The following is a 21,499-nucleotide window of genomic DNA, read 5'->3' as shown; positions in this document are numbered from 1 at the left end:
CTCCCGGCCGATAGAGGAAAACCGTCATGCTCAGAAAAGCCCGTGTCGCTGCATTGTCTTCGATGCTTCTTGCAATGGCATTTTCGCCCACACTCGGCGCGGAAGCGAGCGCCCCGGCGACAAACGGCACAACCCCGCCCTCCATCATTGTCACCGATGTGAAAGTGATGCCGCTGACCGAAATCGTGCGCGCCACCGGCACGATCAAACCGGTCGAGGAGGTTTACGTGCAGCCGCTGGTCGAGGGCCTGTCGGTCGAAACCATCAATGCGGAAATCGGCGACCGGGTCGATGAAGGCGACGTGCTGGCAACATTGCGGACCGATTCTCTTCTTCTGCAAAAAAGCAGCCTGCAGGCGAGCAAGGCCAAGGCCGAGGCCAGCCTGGCCCAGCTCAACGCGCAGCTGACCGCAAACGAGGCCGCCCAGACCAATGCCCGCCGCCAGTTCGAGCGCACCAGACGGCTAGCCGACAGTGGATCGGTCTCCACCTCGGCGCTGGAACAGGCCGAAACGGCGGCACTGAGGGCGGATGCCTCGACAGCCGCCGCGCGCGAGGCCGTCAGCGTGGCCGAGGCCGATATCAACGTCCAGCAGGCGCAGATTGACGATATCGACCTTCGGCTGGAACGCACCAAGATCAAGGCCCCGGTCTCCGGCATCATCTCCGGCAGGAACGCGCGTATCGGCGCCATCGCCACCGGCGCCTCCACGCCGATGTTCACCATGATCCGGGACGGCGCGATCGAGCTGGTCGCCGAAGTGCCGGAGGATAACATGATGAAGGTGGAAGAGGGCCAGACAGCGATGATTTCGCTCGTCGGCGATGCCCCTGCGCTTAGCGGCACCGTGCGGCTGGTTTCGCCCGTGGTCGACAATGTCACCCGGCTCGGCGATGTGTTCATCTCCATCGATGAACCCGGCCGTGCGCGTCCCGGCATGTATGCCAGCGCCGAGATCATCGTCGAGGAAGCCGAAAACCTTGCCCTGCCGATGACCGCCGTCAACATTGGCCGCCAGGGCGCCACCGTGCGCCGGGTCAAGGACGACACGGTCGAGATCGTCACCGTCAAAACCGGCATTCAGGACGGCGACACCATCGAAATTGTCGAAGGGCTTGCCGAGGGCGATCAGGTGGTGGCCAAGGCCGGCGCCTATGTGCGCGCCGGCGACCGGATCACCCCCGTACCGGCAACCGAAGCGCCGCTCAACTGAGGTCTGAACAATGAATTTCTCAGCCTGGGCCATCCGCAATCCAGTCGCACCGCTTCTGCTTTTGGGTCTGCTCCTGTTCATGGGCCTGCAGGCGTTCCGCGACCTGCCGATCACCCGCTTTCCCAATATCGACGTGCCCGTCGTCGCCGTTACCGTCACCCAGAGCGGCGCGGCGCCGGCGGAACTGGAAATGCAGGTGACCAAGAAGATCGAGGACGCGATTGCCAGCGTCTCCGGCGTCGATGAGCTGAATTCCACGGTCACGGACGGCGTTTCCACCACCTCGGTGCTGTTCCGCATGGAGGTCAAGCCCGACGAGGCGCTGCGCGACGTCAAGGACGCGATCGACAATATCCGCTCCGACCTGCCGGCCAATGCCGATGAACCGGTGGTGCGCAAGATCGATGTCGAGGGTCAGGCGATCCAGACCTTTGCCGTCTCCTCGCCCAACATGTCGCTGGAAGAACTGTCGTGGTTTGTCGATGACACCATCGAACGGGCGCTGCAGGGCATCCGCGGAGTCGGTCGCGTCGACCGCTATGGCGGCGCGGATCGCGAAATTCAGGTCTCGCTCGATGAAAACAAGCTGGCGAGCTACGGCATCACGGCGTCCGATGTCAACGCGCAGCTGCGCCAGACCAATGCCGACACCGGCTCCGGTCGCGGACAGGTGGCGGGCGCCGAACAGGCGATCCGCACGCTGGGTGACGCCCGTAGTGTATCCGATCTCGCCGATACCATGATCGCGCTCGGCAATGGCCGGTTTGCCCGGCTCTCGGACCTCGGCACGGTGACCGACACCTATGAGGAGCCGCGCACCTTCGCCCGCCATGACGGCAATCCGGTGGTCTCCTTCGGCGTATTCCGCTCCAAGGGCGCCAGCGAAGTCACGGTCGCCGATGCGGTTGCCGAAGCGCTCGACACGGTCCGCGCCGAACACCCGGATGTTTCCATCAGCCTGATCGACGACGCGGTTTATTTCACCAAGGGCAATTACACCGCTGCCCTCGACACGCTTTACGAAGGCGCGATCCTTGCCATCATCGTGGTATTCCTGTTCCTGCACAATTGGCGCGCGACGCTGATTGCCGCCGTGGCGCTGCCCTTCTCGGTGATCCCGACCTTCTGGGTCATGGACCTGCTCGGTTTCTCGCTCAATCTCGTGAGCCTGATCTCGCTGACACTGGCGACAGGCATTCTGGTCGATGATGCGATTGTGGAAGTGGAGAATATCGAGCGGCATATCGGCATGGGCAAGACGCCCTATCGCGCGGCACTCGATGCCGCCGACGAGATCGGCCTTGCCGTGATTGCCACGAGCTTCACCATCATCGCCGTGTTCGCGCCGGTTTCCTTCATGCCGGGCATCCCGGGCCAGTATTTCATCCAGTTCGGCCTGACGGTGGCGTTTGCCGTGTTCTTCTCGCTGGTGGTTGCCCGCCTGATCACGCCGGTGATGGCCGCCTATATCCTGAAGCCGGCAAAGCACAAGGCGAAGGAAGACAGCGAGACCAATGACGGAAGGGCGATGCGGGGCTACACGGCCGCCGTGCGCTGGACCACGCGATGGCGCTATCCGACGCTCGGCCTTGCGATTGTGGTCCTGATCGTCTCCGGCTATTTCATGTCGCGCATTCCCGGCAGTTTCATGCCGCCGGAAGATGCGTCCCGCATCGTGCTTTCCGTCGAGCTGCCGCCCAATGCCCAGCTTTCCGATACGGAAGCGATGACACGGATTGTCACCGAGCGGATCGAGGGCTTTGAGGGCGTGGAGAGCGTCACCGTCCTCGGCGGTTCGTCGCCGCTCGGCGACCTCGAATATCGGCGCGCCACCGTCACGGTGACGCTTGAGAACCTCGCGCATTCCCTGCCCGAGGCCATCGTCAATGACATCATCGGCGGGCTTCCGCTGATCGGCAAATACCTGCCCAAGCTCGAACCGCAAGGCCGCGAAATTCCGCAATGGCAGATCGAACAGGAGGTGCTGGCCGCCCTTTCCGACATCCCGGACCTGCGCGTGACCAAGCTGAACGACCGCGGCCAGCGCGACATTCAGTTCAATTTCCTCTCCGACAATGAGGAAGACCTGCAACAGGCCGTCGCCATTCTGGAATCGAAGCTGCGCGCCGACCCGATGCTGGACAAGGTGTCCTCGGAAGGCGCGCTCCCCCGGCCCGAATTGCAGATCCATCCGAAGAAGGAGATTGCGGCCCGTCTCGGCGTGACGCCGGCTCAGATCGCCAATACCGTTCGTGTCGCGACCGTCGGCGATATCGACGCCAACCTGCCGAAAATCTCGCTCGACAACCGGCTGATCCCGATCCGGGTGCGCACCGATCTGGAACTGCGCCGCGACCTTTCGGCGATCCGCAACCTGAAGGTCCAGACGGCAAGCGGCGAGATGGTGCCGCTGTCCGTGGTCGCCGACGTCAATTACACCGAAGGTGTCGCCACGGTCGACCGTTACGACCGCCACCGCGTGGTCACCATCGGCGCCAACCTGCCGCCGGGCGTGGCGCTCGATCCGGCGACCGCGCGCTTCCGAGAGATCGTCGACAACACCGAAATCCCGGAGACAGTGACGCTTGTCGAAAGCGGCGATGCCAAGATCCTCGCCGAAATGCAGCAAAGCTTCGTCAATGCCATGCTGCTGGGCCTGTTTCTGGTGCTGGCGGTGCTGATCCTGCTGTTCAAGGACGTGATCCAGCCCTTTACCATCCTGTTCTCGCTGCCGCTGGCGCTGGGCGGGGTCGCGATCGCGCTGATCCTGACGGATGAGCCGGTGTCGATGCCAGTGATGATCGGATTGCTGATGCTGATGGGTATCGTCACCAAGAACGCGATCCTGCTGGTGGATTTTGCCAAGGAGGCGATCTGGCACGGTCTGGAACGGCGCGCAGCACTGGTCGAGGCCGGGCGCAAGCGCGCGCGACCGATCATCATGACCTCGATTGCCATGTCGGCGGGCATGCTGCCGGCCGCCCTTGGCGTGGGTGAAGGGGCCTCCTTCCGCGCGCCGATGGCAACAGCGGTGATCGGCGGCATCATCGTCTCCACCGTTTTGAGCCTGCTGGTGGTACCTGCCTTCTTCATGATCATGGATGATATTGCCGGGCTGCTGCGATTGGTGTTCGGCCGTTTCATCGGCCGGCGCGACCCCGACGATCATGTCTATACGACCGAGGAAACCGGCATGCTCGGCGAGGCCAATCGTGCCAAAATTGCCAAACTCGAAGAACGACTCGACACTATCGAGAACAAGCGCGACGAATATGGCAGGCACGGCATGGCCTGATGGCGTCGGATTGGTAAGCGGAAACATTCCGCTAGCCGAAAACGCGATTTTGTTTAAATCGTTTCGCTCAGGGGCCGGTGCAAAGCCGGCCTTTTTGCCATTTGCAACACTGTTTGCAGCCCCGTACCGCAAACGTCAAAAAATCCGCCTCCCGGTTGATTGAAATCAATACCCCGGCCGCCCTCTGCTTCTAGGTTTCAGACAGGCGAAAGACCGGCCTCTTCCCTCCCAACCTTGGAAAGCCGGCTTTTGCCACAGACGGACAATACCGGCGGATTGCCGGATTGTCTGGGAAATGTCGATTTTGAAGCGTCAGGCCCATGCATCCCGAAACGGGGAACAGGCCGGATGCCAGCAACCGGCGACATTGCGGCGTGCACCGGTCGAGTTGCAGATTTGGATAGGCAAAAGCCCGGTCGCCGCGGGACCGGGACGGGAGACGGACAGTGAACAGGACCCTCTTGCTGAACGAGCGCAAAAAAACGCTTTTTGTCGAAACCAAGCTGACGGCTAACATGGACATGGCGACCATGAACAAATTGATGGAATGTGCAACCTTCGCCAATTGCTATCCCCGAGACGTGGTATTCCGCGAAGGTGATCCGGCGACCCATTTTTACAGCGTGCTTTCCGGCTATGTGCGCCTCTACCGGCAAAACAGCGAAGGCCGTGAAGCCGATATCCGCGTATGCGGCCCTGGCGACAGCTTTGCCGATGACCTGATCTTCGGCGGCGATACCTATGAATATCACGCCCAGGCCGCCGACAAGGCGATGCTGGCGCGCTACGATATCAACCGGGTGCGCAATGCGGCCCAAGCCGATGACGGCATGCTGGCGCGCGCCATTGCCGGCTCCCTTGCCGACCAGCTTCAGGAAACCATGGACTGCATCGCCAATGACCGGCTCAACACAGCCGTTCAGCGGGTCGCGCTCTATCTTCTGGAACAGGCCGATGGCCAGGAATCCCCGGCATCCTTCCGCCTTTCCTTCCAGAAGAGCCTTCTTGCCGGAAAGCTGGGGCTTGCCCCTGAAGCGCTTTCCCGCGCCTTCGCAACGCTGAAAGGTCTCGGCGTTCACGTACACGGTCGCATCATCGAAATTGAGGATATGGACGCGCTGCGGGCTCTCTGATCTGCGCACCGATCATGCGACCGACCTGAAAACCGGCAGGGGTTCCCTGCCGGTTTTTCCGTTTATGGGAAGTGCCTCTCAAAGACCACCGTTTTCCTTCAGGAAAGACACGATCGCCTCCACACCGTCACCGCGCTTCAGGTCGGTGAACACCGTCGGCGCGCCCGAACGCATGCGCTCCGCATCGGCAGCCATGACGTCGAGATTGACCTCGACATAGGGAGCGAGGTCCTTCTTGTTGATGATCAGCAGGTCGGAGCGGGTGATGCCGGGCCCGCCCTTGCGCGGGATTTCCTCGCCCTGGGCCACCGAGATCACGTAAATGGTGATGTCGGCAAGATCCGGCGAGAAGGTTGCCGCCAGATTGTCGCCGCCCGATTCGATGAAGATGATGTCGAGATCGGGGATCCGGCTGTTGATTTCGGCAATCGCCTGAAGGTTGATTGTCGCATCCTCGCGGATGGCGGTGTGCGGGCAGCCGCCCGTTTCCACGCCGACGATCCGGTCGGAGGTGAGCGCCTGCATGCGCACCAGCGCCTCGGCATCCTCACGCGTATAGATGTCGTTGGTGACGACGGCGACGGAATACTCCCGGCCCATCGCCTTGCACAGCTTTTCCGTCAGCGCCGTCTTGCCGGAGCCCACCGGGCCGCCGATGCCGACGCGCAAAGGACCGTTTTCAGACTTCATGTCGAACCTCGTCAGTTACAGAATTCAGCTACGAAACAGGCGCGAATGCTGGGTTTCGTGCCGAAGTGTGGAAATATCGGCCCGGAACGTACAGCCGCCAAGATCATCGAGACCTGACTGCGCAGCGCGCGACGCCGTTTCCAGAATGGTCTTTTCCAGCCCGGACAACACTTCAAGGCCCGCCACCTGACCGCACAGCGAAAGCCGTATGGCGGCCGAAACCGATTGTGCGATCTGGGCATGGAGATAGCCCTGGCAGGCGGCCGTCAGGCCGATACCGTGGGCGGAGGCGACCGCGCCGAAGGCAACCGGCAAGGCAATCGTCTCGGGCAATTCGTCAAGCACCGGCGCCGGCCATGCGCGCGCCGCCGTCACAAAGGCAGCCCCAAGCGCCAGCGTTTCGGCATGGCGCTCGCGCGCGCCGGCAAGGGCTGTCGCAAGGGCAGCCGTTTCGCCAATGCGCGCAACATCGCCGCCCGCCCTGTGGCTCTCGCACAAAAGCAGCGCATCGTTCCACAGGAAGCCCTGCGCAAGCCCCGATGAAAGCCAGGCTTTCAGCCCTTCGGCATCTTCCAGCAGCCGGTCATGGACGGCCCGCTCCAAACCGCCGGAATAGGCAAAGCCGCCGAGCGGAAAGGCGGGAGAAAGCCAGGACAGCAGCCGAAGCAGCGATGTCCCCGAAACGGCGGTCTCGTCAATCGTGGTGGTGGTGATGGCCGTGATGGTCGTGATCTCCGTGATCATGATCGTGGTGGTGATGATCACCGTGATGATGATCGTGGCCGCCATGGCTGTGATAGGCGCCGCGCACCGGCTGGAACGGTTCGACAATTTCGCTGACTGTCGCGCCGAGACCGATGAGCATCTGCCGGATGACATGGTCGCGCAGGATCAGGATACGGTCGGTCTCGATCTGCGCCGGCAGGTGCCGGTTGCCGAGATGCCAGGCAAGTTCGATGATGTGAAGGCCATCGCGCGGGCGGATTTCGTAGAGTTCTTCGGGTGCCGCGACGATCTCGATCTTCGATCCGTCTTCCAGCACCAGCCGGTCGCCGCTTGCAAAAAGCACGGCATCTTTCAAGTCGAGCATGACCGAGCCGCCATCGGCAAGCTTCAGCGCCTTGCGCCGCAAATGTCGCCCGTCATGTGTCAACTCGACACGTCCGGCAAGCGGGCCATTGTCCTCCCCTGCCGGAATGTAAGTGGTAACGCGTTGCATTGTTTCCCCTTCGCTCACGCCTGAAACAATCCAGGGTGATCCGTATTCATAGCAAGATTGTCTCGCTTGGCAAGCGCGTGCACTGCAGCAAGGTTTCACGCATGACCGGCATGATGGGGATGGCCGGGATCGTCGATCTTCTCGGTCTCGACATCGGCGGAAAGCTCCTGCCGGGCCTTGCCGGTCGGCTGGCGGGTAAAGCCGGTCATCGGGCCGGACTGCTGGAAGTCGCGCTTGATCTCGACATCGGAGGTCAGATAGGCGGTGACCAGTTCGGCAATCGAGCGCAGCGCATGCATATGGATACGCTCATAACCGTGCGAGGCATCGACACCGAAGGCAACCAGCGCGGTGCGCACATCAGCACCCGCCTCCACCGCGCTTGCCGAATCCGAGCGGTAATAGCGGAAGACATCCTTCTGGTAGCGGATATCGTTGAACTTGCAGACATCGACCAGTTTTTTCGTCAGGTGCCAGTCGAAGGGGCCGGTCTGGTCGGCCATGGCAATGGTGACGCCGAATTCGGAGGAATTCTGGCCGGGCGCGGACGTGCCGTTGTCGATGGAGACCAGCGAAGCGACCTCCGGCGAAACGATTGACGAAGCGCCGACACCGACCTCCTCGGCGATGGTGAAAAGCCAGTGGCTGGCCACCGGCGTTTCGATATTGGCGTCCTGCATGGCCTTCAGCGCGGCCAGCATCAGCGCCACGCCGGCCTTGTTGTCGAGGTGACGGGAGACGATGAAGCCGTTGTCGAGGAATTCCGGCTGCGGGTCGATGGCGACGATATCGCCGATCTCGATGCCCAGCCGGTCGAGGTCTTCCTCGTCGCGGGTCAGCGCATCGACGCGCAGTTCGACATAATCCCAGCCGACCGGCATTTCGTCGATTTCATTGTTATAGGTGTGGCCGGAGGCCTTCAGCGGCAGGATGGTGCCGCGGTAAGCGCCCTTTTCGGTGAAAACCGTTGCCCGCGCCCCTTCGGCAAAACGCGCCGACCATGTGCCGATCGGCACAAGCTTGAGACGGCCATTGTCCTTCAGGAATTTCACCTGGGCGCCGAGTGTGTCGACATGGGAGACGACGGCGCGCGCACCGCGACTGTCAACACCCCTGCGTACGGCCCTGATCGCGCCGCGCCGGGTCAGTTCGACGGAAAGGCCAAGTTTTTCCAGCTCTCCCGTCACGAACCGGACGATCGGATCGGTGTAACCTGTCGGCGAAGGAATCGCGAGCAGCGATTTCAGCATGTCGGACAGGTACTCGGAATCAATCGTCAGTCGTTGCATCACTCACTCATTTTTCTGCGTCTCGCGGGCTGAAGCCCTCGCCCCTGCCGGCATGGACAGCGGGAACAGCAGATCGACGAACCGTTCGGCCGTCGGCTGCGGCTCGTGGTTGGCAAGCCCCGGACGCTCGTTGGCCTCAATAAAAGCGTAATCCGGGTTTTGGGGTGACTTGATCATCAAATCAATCCCCACGACCGGAATATTGATCGAACGGGCAGCGGAAATCGCGGCATCCACAAGCTTTGGATGGACGATATCGGTGACATCATGGATGGTGCCGCCGGTATGCAGATTGGCCGTGCGCCGGACACGGATTTCCTCACCGTCCTGCGGCACATCGGCAAAGGTGTAGCCGGCGCTGCGCACCGTCCGCTCGGTTTCGGCATCAAGCGGAATGGAGGATTCGCCGCCGGTGGCCGCACTTCTGCGCTCGCTCTGGGTGGAAATCAGCTGTTCGATAGTGGAGCGTCCGTCACCGATCACATGCGCCGGACGGCGCACGGCGGCCGCGACCAGACGGTAGTTGATGACGATCAGCCGCAGGTCTTCGCCTTCGACCATTTCCTCGATCAGCACCGTATCGCAATAGGCCTTGGCTGCGTCCACGGCTTCGCGCACTTCCTCAAGCGTCGTGACCCCGACGGAAATCCCCCGCCCCTGCTCGCCACGCGCCGGTTTGACGACAAGCTTGCCGGCATCTTCCAGAAAACCGGCGATCGCATCATCCCCGGCATCCGAAGTCATCTGCCGCGGCACCCTGACGCCCGCCTCCTCGACGAAGCGGCGGGTCACCGACTTGTCATCGCAGATCGACATCGCGACCGATGTCGTCAGTTCAGAAAGGCTTTCGCGACAGTGGATCGAGCGGCCACCATAGGACAGCCGGAAGAAACCGCCCTTGGCGTCGGTCACTTCCGCCGAAATGCCGCGCCGGCGCGCCTCCCCGACGATCAGTCGCGCATAGGGGTTCAGCGCCTCGTAATCCTCCTGCTCGGGGCCGGTGAAAAGCTTCTCGTTGATCTGGTTCTTGCGTTTGACGGTAAAATACGGAACCCGTTTGAAACCGAGCTTTTCATAAAGCTTGATCGCCGGCACATTGTCGTGCAGCACCGAGAGATCGAGATGCGAGGCGCCGCGGGCAAGAAAATGCTCGGCCAGCCGGCGCACCAGAGCCTCGCCGATACCGCGCTGGCGGGCCTGCGGATCGCTGGCCAGACACCAAAGCGATGCCCCCTTTTCCGGATCGTTGAACACACGGCCATGGTCGATGCCGGTCACGGTGCCCAGGATCTTGCCGGTATGCTCGTCTTCGGCGACGAAATAGACGATCGAGCGGGCATCGCGCTGACGCCAGAAGAAATCCGGACGCACCACCACCATGCCACGGGCGGCATAGATGCGGTTGATGGCCTGGGCATCGATTTCCGACGTCAACCGGCGGATGAAAAAGCCCTGCGGCGGCTTCGACGCCGCCGTATGATAGGTCGAAAGATCGAGCCGGTAGGTGTGCGAGGGATCGAGGAACACTTCCTGCGGCGCATTGGCGAGCACCACATGCGGATCGCGCACATAGATCGCGATGTCGCGGTGGTCCGGCACCTCGGCCCGCAATGTCTCGATCAGCAGCTTGGTATCGGAAAAGGTCTGGCCGAACACGATACGGCCCCAGCCGCAATCGATCGAAACATCCGCTTTCATGGCGCCGCTGTCGTCACCATTGTTGATCGGCGGCTTCATGCCCTGGGTCCGCATCTTCTTCAAGCGATGGGAATAGGCATCGCGGCCGCGGTGCTCCGGTTGATCCTTCGGACCCTTTTCCGCGTTCATCGGCTTTTCCTCAAATCTCGTGAGACTGCAACCACATTTCCAGAAGCGCAACCTGCCAGAGTTCCGATCCGCGCAACGGCGTGATGTGGCCGATCGGATCGATGAACAGGTCATCGAGATAGGATTTGTTGAACAGCCCACGCTCGCTGGAGACCTGGCTTGTCAGTGTATCACGAACCATGTCGAGATATTCGCCGGAGATGTATTTCAGCTGCGGAACCGGGAAATAGCCCTTCTTGCGGTCGATCACCTCATGCGGCACCACAAGCCGTGCGGCGTCCTTCAGCACGCCCTTGCCGCCGTCATTGAGCTTGAACTCCGGCGGGATGGTGGCTGCAAGCTCGGCCAGTTCGTGGTCGAGGAAGGGCACACGGGCCTCAAGCCCCCAGGCCATGGTCATGTTGTCCACCCGCTTGACCGGATCGTCGACCAGCATGACCTGGCTGTCGAGCCGGAGCGCCCGGTCCACAGGCCCTTCGGCGCCCGGCGCCATCAGGTGGCTTTCAACGAAGGCGCGGCTGACATCCTCCTCCGCCAGCCATTCCGGCGAGAGATGACGCGACAGCTTGGCGTGGTCGCGGTCGAAGAAGCCCTTGGCATAATCGCCGACGACATCGTTGGAGTTTTCAAGCGGCGGATACCAGTGGTAGCCGGCAAAGATCTCGTCTGCCCCTTGCCCCGACTGCACCACCTTGATGTGCTTGGACACCTCGCGCGACAGCAGGAAGAAGCCGATATTGTCGTAGGACACCATCGGCTCCGACATGGCGTTGATGGTGTCGGGCAAGGCGCTCATCAGATCAGAGGATGGCACGAAGATCTTGTGATGATCCGTGCCGAACCGTTCGGCGATCAGGTCGGAATAGCTGAATTCGTCGCCCTTTTCACCGTTGGCCTCCTCGAAACCGATGGAAAAGGTCATCAGGTCCTTCTGGCCTTCTTCGGCCAGAAGCCCGGTAATGATCGAGGAATCGACGCCGCCCGACAGCAGCACGCCGACGGGAACGTCGGCCACCATGCGGCGGCGGACAGCCGTGCGCAGCGCATCCAGCACCCGGTCGCGCCATTCCTCGCGCGACAGCCCCGCCGTTGCCGGATCGCGCTGATGCGGCGGCGCCCAGTAGCGGATATCCTCGAAAGAGCCATCCGGCTCATAGCAGCGGGTGGTCGCCGGCGGCAGCTTGCGCACGCCCTTGAGGATCGTATAGGGCGGCGGCACCACCGCATGAAACGACATGTAGTGGTGCAGCGCCACCGGATCGACCGTCTTGTCGATACCGCCGCCGCGCAGCAGCGCAGGCAACGTGGAAGCAAAGCGGATATTCTTGCCGCTGGTCGCATAATAAAGCGGTTTGATGCCGAAACGGTCGCGCGCCAGCATCGCCTTGCCGCTGTCACGCTCGATGATGGCGAAGGCGAACATGCCGTGGAAGTGCTGCACACAGTCCCGTCCCCAGGCGTGATAGGCCTTGAGGATCACTTCGGTATCGCCGGTGGAGAAGAACCGGTAGCCCTTTTCCTCCAGCTTCTTGCGCAGTTCCGGGTAGTTGTAGATGCAGCCGTTGAACACGATCGTCAGACCGAGTTCGGGATCGGTCATCGGCTGTGCGGCTTTCTCGGAGAGGTCGATGATCTTCAGGCGGCGATGGCCGAAGGCATAATTGCCCCGACCGAGAATGCCGCTGCCATCCGGCCCGCGCGGAGCCAGCGCCTCGGTGATGCGGGCAACGGCTTCGGCGTCCGCAAGGGTTCCGTCAAATCTGATTTCTCCGGCAATACCACACATGTTCTGGACGATCGCTCCTGTCTTTGGCGCCCGGACGACAGGAAAGGGAGGTCTCCCGACAAGCAAGGCGCATATTCAAATGTCACTGTGCCGCTTGCGATAAAACCGCGCGGCGTGATTGCGTTGCGGGCCGTCGCCCGCGCTTATGGGTTGCTTTTTGGTTACAACAGAAATCGTTTGAGTTCAAATCATTTCTACTGTAATTGACTCGACTCATGAAGAACGCCGATGAAGACCTGACATCGAAAAATGCCGAAGCCGTGATGAAGGCGATCCGGCGTATCGCGCATGCCATCGACATTCGCTCGAAACGCATCGGCCGCGAGACCGGGCTGACCATTCCGCAGATTGTCGTATTGCAGGCTGTGAGCGACCAGGGCGCGCTGACCACGGCGGCGATCTCGAAACAGGCCGACCTCAGCCCGGCTACCACGGTGACCATTCTCGACAAGCTGGAAGCCAAGGGGCTGATTGAACGCAAGCGGTCGGTTTCCGACAGGCGCAAGGTGCAGGCCGTTCTGACACGGGCGGGATCGCAAACCCTTGCCGGCGCGCCATCGCTTTTCGCCGACGGGTTTGCCGCGGAATTTTCCGCCTTCACCGGGCCCGAGCAGTTTTCCATCGTCACCTCTTTCAGGCGGGTTGCCGATCTCCTTGATCCGGAAGAAACGGCAAAGCCGGAGAATGGCTTCCTCAAACGCTGAAACGTTGCGCCCTAGTGATTGCGCAAGGCGTCGATCAATTCGCCCTTGTCCATCTTCGAGCGGCCCTCGATGCCGACCTCCTGCGCCTTGCGGTAAAGGTCCTCGCGCGTCCACGCCACGTAAGAGGCGGATTTTCCGCCCTTTCTCGAGGGGTTCATGCGGTCATTGGCCTGCGCGTTGGCAATGCGCGCGGCCTTCTCCTTCGAGGCGCCGTCGGCGCGCAAAGCCTCGTAGGTCTCCTCATCCTTGATGGATGAACGATTGTTTTCTGTCGTCGTGGCCATAACCCTGCCCTTCCATTCGAAGTTTTTTTGAAAACGTCGAAAATGACCGGAAAGTTCCGTAAGGCAGAGCTTTGGCTCAGGCGGCGAGCCTATTTTTTCGCGCGGGCTTCGGCGCCGTCGACGATGGCGCGGATGGTATCGGCAACCCGGTACTGGAAGGCGAAGGACGCATCGGGATCCAGGCCAGGGTCCTCCTCCTGCCCCTTGACGGTCAGCAGACCGTCGAGTGCGGCGCGGAACACCGTCTGGCTTTCCCCCTCCCCGAGCGCCGCCGCCAGCGCAATCAACACTTCCTGATGCGCCGCCATCTGCGCTTCAAGCCTCTCGAGACGTTCTTCCGACATGCGTTCCTCACAATTTTGGTTTTCATAAACAGGACACAGGCGGCATGATAAATCAATGGCAGCATCAATGATCGGGTGGCGATCCGGAACCGGACGGCGGTTCAAGGCGTTTGCAACAGAATATCCAACAATGACGGCAGGAGCCCTTCTTGGACCAGACCAACACGGCCGAACAGGAATTCAGTTCGCTGACTGCAATCGTCGAGCGCACGATTGCGGAAACCGGAAACGGCGAGGCTTCCGTCGAACATCTGATGCGCTCCTTCGGCCATGCCTCCTTCATTCCGCTGCTGATCCTGCCCGCACTGATCCTGATCACGCCGCTGAGCGGCGTGCCAGGCCTTTCGACCGTCTGCGGCCTGATCATCATGCTGATCGCCGCCCAGAGGCTCGTTGGCCACAAGCAGATATGGCTGCCCGGCTGGATCCGCCACCGCACGATCAAGACCCCGAAACTGCATGCGGGGCTGGAAAAGATCCTGCCCTTTACCCGCCTTGTCGACCGTGTCAGCCGCAAGCGGATGACCTTCCTGTTCCGCCCACCTCTGGTGCTGCTGCTGCCGCTTGCCTGCACGATCTTCGGCGCAGTGATGCCGCTGATGGAGATCGTTCCGTTCTCGTCGTCGCTGATCGGCGTGGCGGTGACACTGATCGCCTTTTCGATGCTGACCCGTGACGGCCTGTTCGCGCTTTTAGCACTTGTTCCCCTCGGCGTGGTCGTCTGGGCCGTTTCCAGCGTTTTGACGACAATCTAGCGGCCAAACGGGAGGCTACAGCGCCACCCAGCTTTGATCGATGACCGCTTCCATCGCCACATAGCTTGTCGTCCAGCTGACATAGGGCAGTTCGGAAATCTTCTCCGCCATGATCCGGCGGAAATGCTCCATGTCGCGCGTGCGCACCTTGATCTGATAGTCGAACCCGCCGGCGATCAGATAGCATTCCTCCACTTCCGGGATCTGCCGCACGGCGTCGTTGAATTGCTGCAACGCTTTCTGCCGGGTGTCGCTCACCTTCACCGTGACATAGGTGACATGGGTCAGCCCGAGCTTGATCGGAGACAGCATCGCGCGGTACCCTTTGATCAGCCCCATTTCCTCCAGCTGACGGACTCTCAGCGTAACCGGCGTCTTGGAGAGACCGACCTTGCGCGCCAGTTCGGTCATGGAAATGCGTGCATCGACGACCAGTTCTTCAAGAATTTTGCGATTGATGGCATCGATTTCCATTGCAACATCCGTTTTTTGGGTCCTTCTTTGTTACTTATGACCAAATAAACGAACAAAGCTAGTCGCATCGCCTACGCAATTGACGTTAGTCTGACAAAAAATGAGGAGCAGACTTTGGCCGACATCCCCTTCCCAGCGCTCGGTTTCGAGCAGAAATTCGCCCCTGACGCACCGCTTCTGGCAGCACTTGCCGAAAACGCGGCCATCGCGCCGGATGAACGCGCGGCAATCAGCAAGCGCGCGGCCGATCTCGTCCGCCGCATCCGTTCCGAAAGCAAGCCGACGCTGATGGAGCATTTTCTGGCCGAATACGGGCTTTCCACGCGCGAGGGCGTGGCGCTGATGTGTCTGGCGGAAGCCATGCTGCGGGTGCCGGACCGGTTCACCATCGACGCGCTGATCGAAGACAAGATCGCGCCATCGGAATGGAACAGCCATCTCGGCACGGCCGCCTCCTCGCTGGTCAATGCCTCCACCTGGGCGCTGATGCTGACCGGCAAGGTGCTGGATGAACGCTCCGACCCCGGCATCGCCAACACGCTCCACGGTCTGGTCAAGCGCATGGGCGAACCGGTGATCCGCACCGCCGTGACCCGCGCCATGAAGGAGATGGGCCGCCAGTTCGTGCTGGGTGAAACCATCGAGGATGCGCTGAGGCGCGGCGACGGCCGGATGAAGCAGGGCTTCACCTATTCCTTCGACATGCTCGGCGAAGCGGCGATGACGGCGGATGACGCCGCGCGTTATGATCGCCATTATGAAAACGCGATCAAGGCCATCGGCAAGGCCGCCGTTCACGAGAATATCGTCGACAATCCCGGTATATCCATCAAGCTCTCCGCCCTTCACCCGCGCTATGAGGTGGCCAAGGAAGAACGCGTGATGGAAGAGCTGGTGCCGATCGTCAAGCGCCTTTCCGCGCAGGCAAGGGAAGCCGGGATCGCGCTGCATATCGATGCGGAGGAACAGGCCCGTCTGGCGCTGTCCTTCAAGGTGATCGACGCGGTGATGGCCGATCCCGCGCTGGACGGCTGGGATGGGTTCGGCGTTGTCGTGCAGGCCTATGGCAAGCGCGCCGATGCGGCCATCGATGCGCTTTACGAGATGGCGACGCGCTATGACCGCAAGATCAATGTCCGCCTCGTCAAGGGTGCCTACTGGGACACGGAGATGAAGCTTGCCCAGGTCAACGGCATGCCGGACTTTCCGCTTTTTTCCACCAAGGCGGCGACCGATGTCGCCTATCTCTGCCTGGCGCGGAAGCTGTTTACCATGGGCGACCGCATTTTCCCGCAGTTCGCCTCGCACAACGCCCACACGATTGCCGCCGTTCTGGAACTGGCCGACGGCCGTCCCTACGAGTTGCAGCGCCTCCACGGCATGGGCGAGCGCCTGCATGACATTGTGAAGAAGGAAACAGGCGGCCATTGCCGGATTTACGCACCGGTCGGCGCCCACCGCGATCTTCTGGCCTATCTGGTGCGCCGCCTGCTGGAAAACGGCGCCAACTCCTCCTTCGTCCACCAGATCGTCGATAATAATATTGCACCGGAAACCGTTGCCAGCGACCCCTTCGAGGCCGTGAAAACCGCAAAGCCACCGGCCGCCTTGAAGCGTCCCGCCGATATCTTCGACGAGGGCCGCGTTGCCGCGCGCGGATGGGACACGACCGCCGATGACGTGCTGGCGGCGATCGAGGACGCGCGCAACACGCCGCTTCCCGACGGCAAACCGCTGACGGTTTCCGAGCCGACGGGCACATCCGTCACCGTTAAAAACCCCGCGACGGGCGAGACTGTCGGCACTGTGCTGGAGGCCGACGAGGCAACCGTCGCCCGCGCCTTTGACGATGCCGCAATCTGGGATGCCCCGCCGAGCGAACGCGCCGCCGTGCTGCGTAAGGCCGCCGATCTTTACGAAGAAAATTACGGCGTGCTGTTCGCGCTTCTGGCGAAGGAAGCGGGCAAGACCATTGCCGACGCCATCGGCGAGGTGCGCGAGGCGGTCGACTTCCTGCGCTACTATGCCCGCGAGGGCGAAAACACGGTGCGGGGGCCGCGCGGCATCATCGCCGCCATCAGCCCGTGGAATTTTCCGCTGGCGATCTTCACCGGCCAGATTTCCGCAGCCCTCATGGCCGGCAATGCGGTGCTGTGCAAACCCGCCGAACAGACGCAGATGATTGCCCACAAGGCCGTTGAACTTCTGCATCAGGCTGGCGTGCCGCGTTCAGCGCTTCAACTGCTGACCGGCGACGGCCCCACTGTCGGCGCAGCGCTGACAGCCGACAAACGCGTTTCCGGCGCCGTCTTCACCGGCTCGATCGACACGGCCAAGCTGATCGAAAAATCGATTGCCGAAAACCTTGCGCCCGGCACGCCGCTGATCGCCGAAACCGGCGGCCTCAACGCCATGATCGTCGACAGTACCGCGCTTCCCGAACAGGCTGTGCGCGACATCGTCGCCTCCGCCTTCCAGTCGGCCGGCCAGCGCTGCTCGGCCCTGCGCTGCCTTTATATTCAGGAGGAAACCGCCGACCATCTGATCGAGATGATCAAGGGCGCGATGGACGAGCTTGCCGTGGGCGATCCCTGGCTGTTTTCCACCGATGTCGGCCCGGTGATCGATGCCGGGGCCCGCGATGGCATCGCCGCCTATCTGAAGGAGAAATCCGGCAGCATCCTGCATCAGTTGAAGACACCGGAAACCGGCACCTTCATTGCGCCGACCATGCTCAAGGTGAACGGCATCGATGATCTGGAGCGCGAAATCTTCGGCCCGGTTCTCCACGTGGCCACCTACAAGGCCCGCGATCTGGAAAAGGTCGTCGACACGGTCAACGCCCGCGGCTACGGCCTGACCTTCGGTCTCCACACCCGCATCGACGACCGGGTGCAGGCGGTGTCGGAAAGCATCCATGTCGGCAATATCTATGTGAACCGCAACCAGATCGGTGCGGTCGTCGGCTCCCAGCCCTTCGGCGGCGAGGGCCTTTCCGGCACGGGACCGAAGGCCGGTGGCCCGCATTATCTGCCGCGTTTCCTCACCCCCGCCTCCGGACAGGAAGGCGGCGAGGACTGGAGCAGCAATGCCGATATCAAGCCGGTCGAGGCCATGCTGTCGGCGCTGGCGGAGATCAAACGCGATGAGGAACTGATGCCGGGGGTCACCGGCGAGCTGAACCGGCTTGCCTTCTACACCCGTCCGCCGCTTCTCTGCCTCGGCCCCGGCAAGGAAATCGCCGCCGCCCAGAAGGCGGCCGTCGAAGCCCTTGGCGGACGCGCGATTGAAGTTGACGGCCATGTCGAACCGGAGACCCTGACGAAACTCGAGGGCTTTTCCGGCGCCTTGTGGTGGGGGGATGAGACGATCGCACGGGCTTTTGCCGGCGCGCTTGCCCGACGGTCCGGCCCCGTCCTGCCGCTGATCACCGCCATGCCGGACAAGGCCCATGTTCTGCATGAACGCCACCTCTGCGTCGACACAACGGCCTCTGGCGGCAATGCCAGCCTGCTGGCCGGATAGGCAACAGACCTGTCGTTGTGGCGAGCTTCAGAAAGGCACCCGCCACAACGACGTCAGGATAAAGGTCGATTTGTCAGCCGTTTTCCCGCAACCCGCTTTCCGGCCTCAACCTTTCAGTCTGCCAGCGCAAAGCCGTCGGCGCGCGGGTCGGATGCCGCTTCCATCAACCCGCTCTCATGCAGCACGACGGCGCCGGCATGGCCCGCCGCGTCGGAGAATGCAGGCAGCATTTCGACGTCGTGCCCGGCCGCCTTCAACGCTGAGACCAGTGCCGGATCGAACCGGTCTTCAAGCTTCAGCGTCGTGGTTTCCTCTCCCCACGTGCGTCCAAGCAGCCAGCGCGGTGCGGTCACTGCGGCCTGAAGCTCCTGGCCGAACTGCACATAGCGCGAGAACACCGCGGCCTGCGTCTGCGGCTGCCCCTCGCCGCCCATCGTGCCATAGGCCATCACCCGGCCATCCTTCAGATGTGCCAGAGCGGGGTTCAGCGTGTGGAACGGGCGCTTGCCGGGCGCAAGCTGGTTGGGACCCGGCAAAAGCGAAAACCCGGCACCGCGATTTTGAAAGAAGACACCGGTCTCGGGACAGGTCAGCCCCGAGCCGAACTCCCAGTAAACGCTCTGGATGAAAGACACGACATTGCCGTAGCGATCCGCCGCGCCCATCCAGATCGTATCGCCTTCTGCCGGCTCATGAGGCCACGGCAGAGCGGTCTTTCCGTCGATCCTCGCGGCAAGCGCATCGAGACGATCTGCGGAAAGCCAGTTCTGCGCCGGTTCGGCCATGAAATCGGGATCGCCAAGCCCGGCATTACGCAGGATGAAGGCCTGTTTCGTGGCTTCGATCAGTCCGTGGAGGTGCGCAAATCCCTCGCTCTCCCTGACCCCGAGCCGGTCGAACAGCGCCAGGATCATCAGCGATGCCACGCCCTGCGTCGGCGCGGTCATGTTCATCAGCCTGCCATGCGATGTATCGACCTCAAGCGGGTCGACGATGCGCGCCTCGTAGGCTGCAAAGTCATCAAGGCGCAGCGGCGAGCCGTTTTCTTCCAGAAAGGCGGCATGGATGCGCGCCAGCGCGCCCGAATAACAGGACGATAATCCTTCGGCCGCGAGCTGCCGCAACGTCGATGCCAGCGGTTTCTGGCAAAGCCGCGCGCCGGCTTCGGGCGCCTTGCCATCGATCAGAAACGTTCCGGCAAAACCGGGGACATCGCAGAGCCCGTCGAACTTGTCCGCCGTGCACTGCGCCTGGTTTCCGGTGACAGCGATCCCGTTTTCGGCATAGTTGATCGCTGCGGCAAGCAGCGTTTCAAGCGGCAGGCGCTTTTCGGCGGGCACCAGCGACAGCGCCTTTTCCCAGCCGCCAATCGTGCCCGGCACGGTAAGCGCGGCAGGGCCTCCGCGCGTCGGCATGGTCGTGGAAAACCCGCGCGCCGCATACCATTCGGGCGTTGCCAGACGCGCGGCCTGCCCGCAGGCGGAAATCCCGGCCGCTTTTTCGCCGGGGCGGTGGATCAGCCAGAAGCCGTCGCCACCGATCCCGTTCATATGCGGATAGGTGACCGCAATCGTCGCAGCGGCGGCAACCATGGCCTCGATGGCCGTGCCGCCGGCCTGCAGAATGTCCCGCCCCGTCAGCGCGGCGGCACGATGCGGAGCGGAAAATGCTCCGTCAAAACCTGTCGCGGAATGCAGCATGATGCCCTCAGATGAAACGTTTCGCCACCTCGATCAGCAGCCGGTCGCTGCCGGGCGCGCCGACAAGCGAAAGCCCGAGCGGCGATCCCTGGCTTGCCACCAGTGGCACGGACAATTGCGGCAACCCGCCGTGACCGGCAATGGCAAGCATGGTCAGGGCATGGCTGCGGAACGTCTCGAAAATATCGTCACCGGCCGTCAACAGCGGCGCAGGACCCGGAGAGGTCGGGTAGACCATGACGGTTCCGGGGACCAGCACCCGTTTCAGATGCGTGCGGAAGGCCTCGCGCCTGGCCTGGGCCTCCTCGAATTCGGCCGGCGTGATCTTCGCGGCGATGGAAAACCGTTGACCGACGTCGGAACCGAATTCGGGCGCGCGCTTTTCGATCCAGCCGCCGAAATGCTGCCAGGCCTCATAGCCCTGATGGTTGCGAAATACCGGCAGCAGCGCCTTCAGGTCGCCGCCCGGCAGAAGCGGACTGTCATTGCGGTCGCCCTTCGGCAGGGCCGATTTCAAAGCCGCCGCCGCCTCATCCTCGCACAGCCGCCAGACATCGGAAGGATAGACCAGCCGGACGTCGCCCTCTGCGGTCTGCTCTTCCGCAAAGATTTCACCGAGCAGCGAGAGCGTTTCCAGATCGCGGGTCAAGAACCCCGGCACGTCATAGCTTTCGGCAAGCGGCAACAGCCCCTCGCCCGACACCAGACCATGGGTCGGCCGCCAGCCGAAAAGCCCGCAGAACGAAGCCGGCAGACGCACCGAACCGCCGGTATCCGAACCGAGGCCGATGTCGGCAAGCCCCGATGCAACGGCAGAGGCCGAGCCCGAAGACGATCCACCGGGCACGCGCGAGGGCGCCGCCGGATTTTCCGGCGTGCCAAAACGGGCATTCATCCCCATCAGACTATAGGCCAGCTCATCCATATGGACCTTGCCGACAAGGGCCGCACCATTGTCGAGAAGGGTCTGGACGGCGGCTGCATTGTGATCGGCCGGCGACTGGTCTTCGGCCCATTCGGGATTGCCGCCGCCGGTGACGGTGCCCTTGATGTCGAAATTGTCTTTGACGGCAACGGTCAACCCTGCCAGACGGTCGGAAACTGGCGCTGCGAGCGTGATGGGAGGTTCGAAACGTTCAACAAAGGGTCCGATGGATTGCGTCATGAGGCATGCCCGCTACTGGAGGAATGATCACCGGAGCATGCACGCAGCCCGTTGAAAACGCAACGCGAAGCTTGAAGCAGAAACGGCTGCCCTCA

General features: G+C 62.2%; 17 protein-coding genes. 6 read left to right on the top strand and 11 right to left on the bottom strand.

The features are described 5' to 3' along the window. The first annotated feature begins 26 nt into the window (after positions 1–26). The 3 genes from ACHZCU_RS14955 (at position 27) to ACHZCU_RS14945 (ending at position 5,642) form a co-directional block, all read left to right on the top strand. On the top strand, positions 27–1,214 hold the full coding sequence (locus ACHZCU_RS14955; protein ID WP_319519396.1) for an efflux RND transporter periplasmic adaptor subunit: 1,188 nt from the start codon (positions 27–29) through the stop codon (positions 1,212–1,214). A 10-nt stretch (positions 1,215–1,224) separates the two neighbouring features. Beyond that, positions 1,225–4,509: an efflux RND transporter permease subunit gene (locus tag ACHZCU_RS14950; RefSeq protein ID WP_319519395.1), complete on the top strand. Its 3,285-nt coding sequence runs from the start codon at positions 1,225–1,227 to the stop codon at positions 4,507–4,509. Between the two features lie 446 nt (positions 4,510–4,955). Then, the gene (locus ACHZCU_RS14945; protein WP_227023531.1) at positions 4,956–5,642 is read left to right on the top strand and encodes a Crp/Fnr family transcriptional regulator; all 687 of its coding nucleotides are present in this window, start codon (positions 4,956–4,958) and stop codon (positions 5,640–5,642) included. Positions 5,643–5,720: 78 nt separating this feature from the next. On the opposite strand, the gene ureG is transcribed toward ACHZCU_RS14945, so the two are convergent. The 6 genes from ureG to ACHZCU_RS14915 all read right to left on the bottom strand — a co-directional run bounded on the left by ureG (position 5,721) and on the right by ACHZCU_RS14915 (position 12,453). Beyond that, on the bottom strand, positions 5,721–6,332 hold the full coding sequence (gene ureG / locus ACHZCU_RS14940; protein WP_319519394.1) for an urease accessory protein UreG: 612 nt from the start codon (positions 6,330–6,332) through the stop codon (positions 5,721–5,723). Between the two features lie 24 nt (positions 6,333–6,356). Further along, complete coding sequence (locus tag ACHZCU_RS14935) at positions 6,357–7,121, bottom strand: urease accessory protein UreF (RefSeq protein WP_319519393.1); 765 nt, start codon at positions 7,119–7,121, stop codon at positions 6,357–6,359. Beyond that, positions 7,027–7,551, bottom strand: a complete 525-nt coding sequence (gene ureE / locus ACHZCU_RS14930) for an urease accessory protein UreE (protein WP_319519392.1) — start codon at positions 7,549–7,551, stop codon at positions 7,027–7,029. Before ureE ends, ACHZCU_RS14935 begins: the two co-directional genes overlap by 95 nt. A gap of 95 nt (positions 7,552–7,646) precedes the next feature. After that, on the bottom strand, positions 7,647–8,840 hold the full coding sequence (locus tag ACHZCU_RS14925) for an osmoprotectant NAGGN system M42 family peptidase (protein ID WP_319519391.1): 1,194 nt from the start codon (positions 8,838–8,840) through the stop codon (positions 7,647–7,649). 3 nt (positions 8,841–8,843) lie between these two features. Then, entirely contained in the window at positions 8,844–10,667 is a 1,824-nt protein-coding gene (ngg, locus tag ACHZCU_RS14920; RefSeq protein ID WP_319519390.1) for an N-acetylglutaminylglutamine synthetase, read from the bottom strand. 10 nt (positions 10,668–10,677) lie between these two features. Next, positions 10,678–12,453 carry an N-acetylglutaminylglutamine amidotransferase gene (locus ACHZCU_RS14915; protein WP_319519389.1) on the bottom strand — a complete coding sequence of 592 codons (1,776 nt, stop codon included), beginning with the start codon at positions 12,451–12,453 and terminating at the stop codon, positions 10,678–10,680. Positions 12,454–12,668: 215 nt separating this feature from the next. Here ACHZCU_RS14915 and ACHZCU_RS14910 point away from each other — a divergent pair, with 215 nt between their 5' ends. Beyond that, positions 12,669–13,157 carry a MarR family transcriptional regulator gene (locus tag ACHZCU_RS14910; RefSeq protein WP_319519388.1) on the top strand — a complete coding sequence of 163 codons (489 nt, stop codon included), beginning with the start codon at positions 12,669–12,671 and terminating at the stop codon, positions 13,155–13,157. Positions 13,158–13,168: 11 nt separating this feature from the next. On the opposite strand, the gene ACHZCU_RS14905 is transcribed toward ACHZCU_RS14910, so the two are convergent. Together ACHZCU_RS14905 and ACHZCU_RS14900 are read right to left on the bottom strand one after the other, a co-directional pair. Beyond that, complete coding sequence (locus ACHZCU_RS14905) at positions 13,169–13,441, bottom strand: Rho termination factor N-terminal domain-containing protein (protein WP_319519387.1); 273 nt, start codon at positions 13,439–13,441, stop codon at positions 13,169–13,171. 89 nt (positions 13,442–13,530) lie between these two features. After that, a complete protein-coding gene (locus ACHZCU_RS14900; RefSeq protein ID WP_106302021.1) occupies positions 13,531–13,785 on the bottom strand; it encodes a hypothetical protein in 255 nt (84 codons plus the stop codon). Between the two features lie 149 nt (positions 13,786–13,934). On the opposite strand from ACHZCU_RS14900, the gene ACHZCU_RS14895 reads away from it, so the two are divergent. Then, positions 13,935–14,540, top strand: coding sequence for an exopolysaccharide biosynthesis protein (locus ACHZCU_RS14895; RefSeq protein WP_106302024.1), 606 nt, complete (start codon positions 13,935–13,937; stop codon positions 14,538–14,540). A gap of 15 nt (positions 14,541–14,555) precedes the next feature. Here ACHZCU_RS14895 and ACHZCU_RS14890 read toward each other — a convergent pair whose 3' ends face one another. Beyond that, positions 14,556–15,014 carry an Lrp/AsnC family transcriptional regulator gene (locus ACHZCU_RS14890; RefSeq protein ID WP_106302027.1) on the bottom strand — a complete coding sequence of 153 codons (459 nt, stop codon included), beginning with the start codon at positions 15,012–15,014 and terminating at the stop codon, positions 14,556–14,558. A 114-nt stretch (positions 15,015–15,128) separates the two neighbouring features. Here ACHZCU_RS14890 and putA point away from each other — a divergent pair, with 114 nt between their 5' ends. Then, a complete protein-coding gene (gene putA / locus ACHZCU_RS14885) occupies positions 15,129–18,539 on the top strand; it encodes a bifunctional proline dehydrogenase/L-glutamate gamma-semialdehyde dehydrogenase PutA (protein WP_319519386.1) in 3,411 nt (1,136 codons plus the stop codon). Positions 18,540–18,652: 113 nt separating this feature from the next. On the opposite strand, the gene ACHZCU_RS14880 is transcribed toward putA, so the two are convergent. Both ACHZCU_RS14880 and ACHZCU_RS14875 read right to left on the bottom strand, forming a co-directional pair. Next, positions 18,653–20,239, bottom strand: coding sequence for a gamma-glutamyltransferase family protein (locus tag ACHZCU_RS14880; RefSeq protein ID WP_319519385.1), 1,587 nt, complete (start codon positions 20,237–20,239; stop codon positions 18,653–18,655). Between the two features lie 7 nt (positions 20,240–20,246). After that, positions 20,247–21,404 (bottom strand): amidase, encoded by a 1,158-nt coding sequence (locus tag ACHZCU_RS14875; protein ID WP_319519384.1) that lies wholly within the window; start codon positions 21,402–21,404, stop codon positions 20,247–20,249. Positions 21,405–21,499: the final 95 nt, after the last annotated feature.

The organism is uncultured Martelella sp. (assembly GCF_963677965.2).
Lineage (GTDB): Bacteria > Pseudomonadota > Alphaproteobacteria > Rhizobiales > Rhizobiaceae > Martelella > Martelella mangrovi.
Note: the sequence above shows the minus strand (reverse complement) of the source record. Positions and strands in the feature narration are given on the sequence as shown.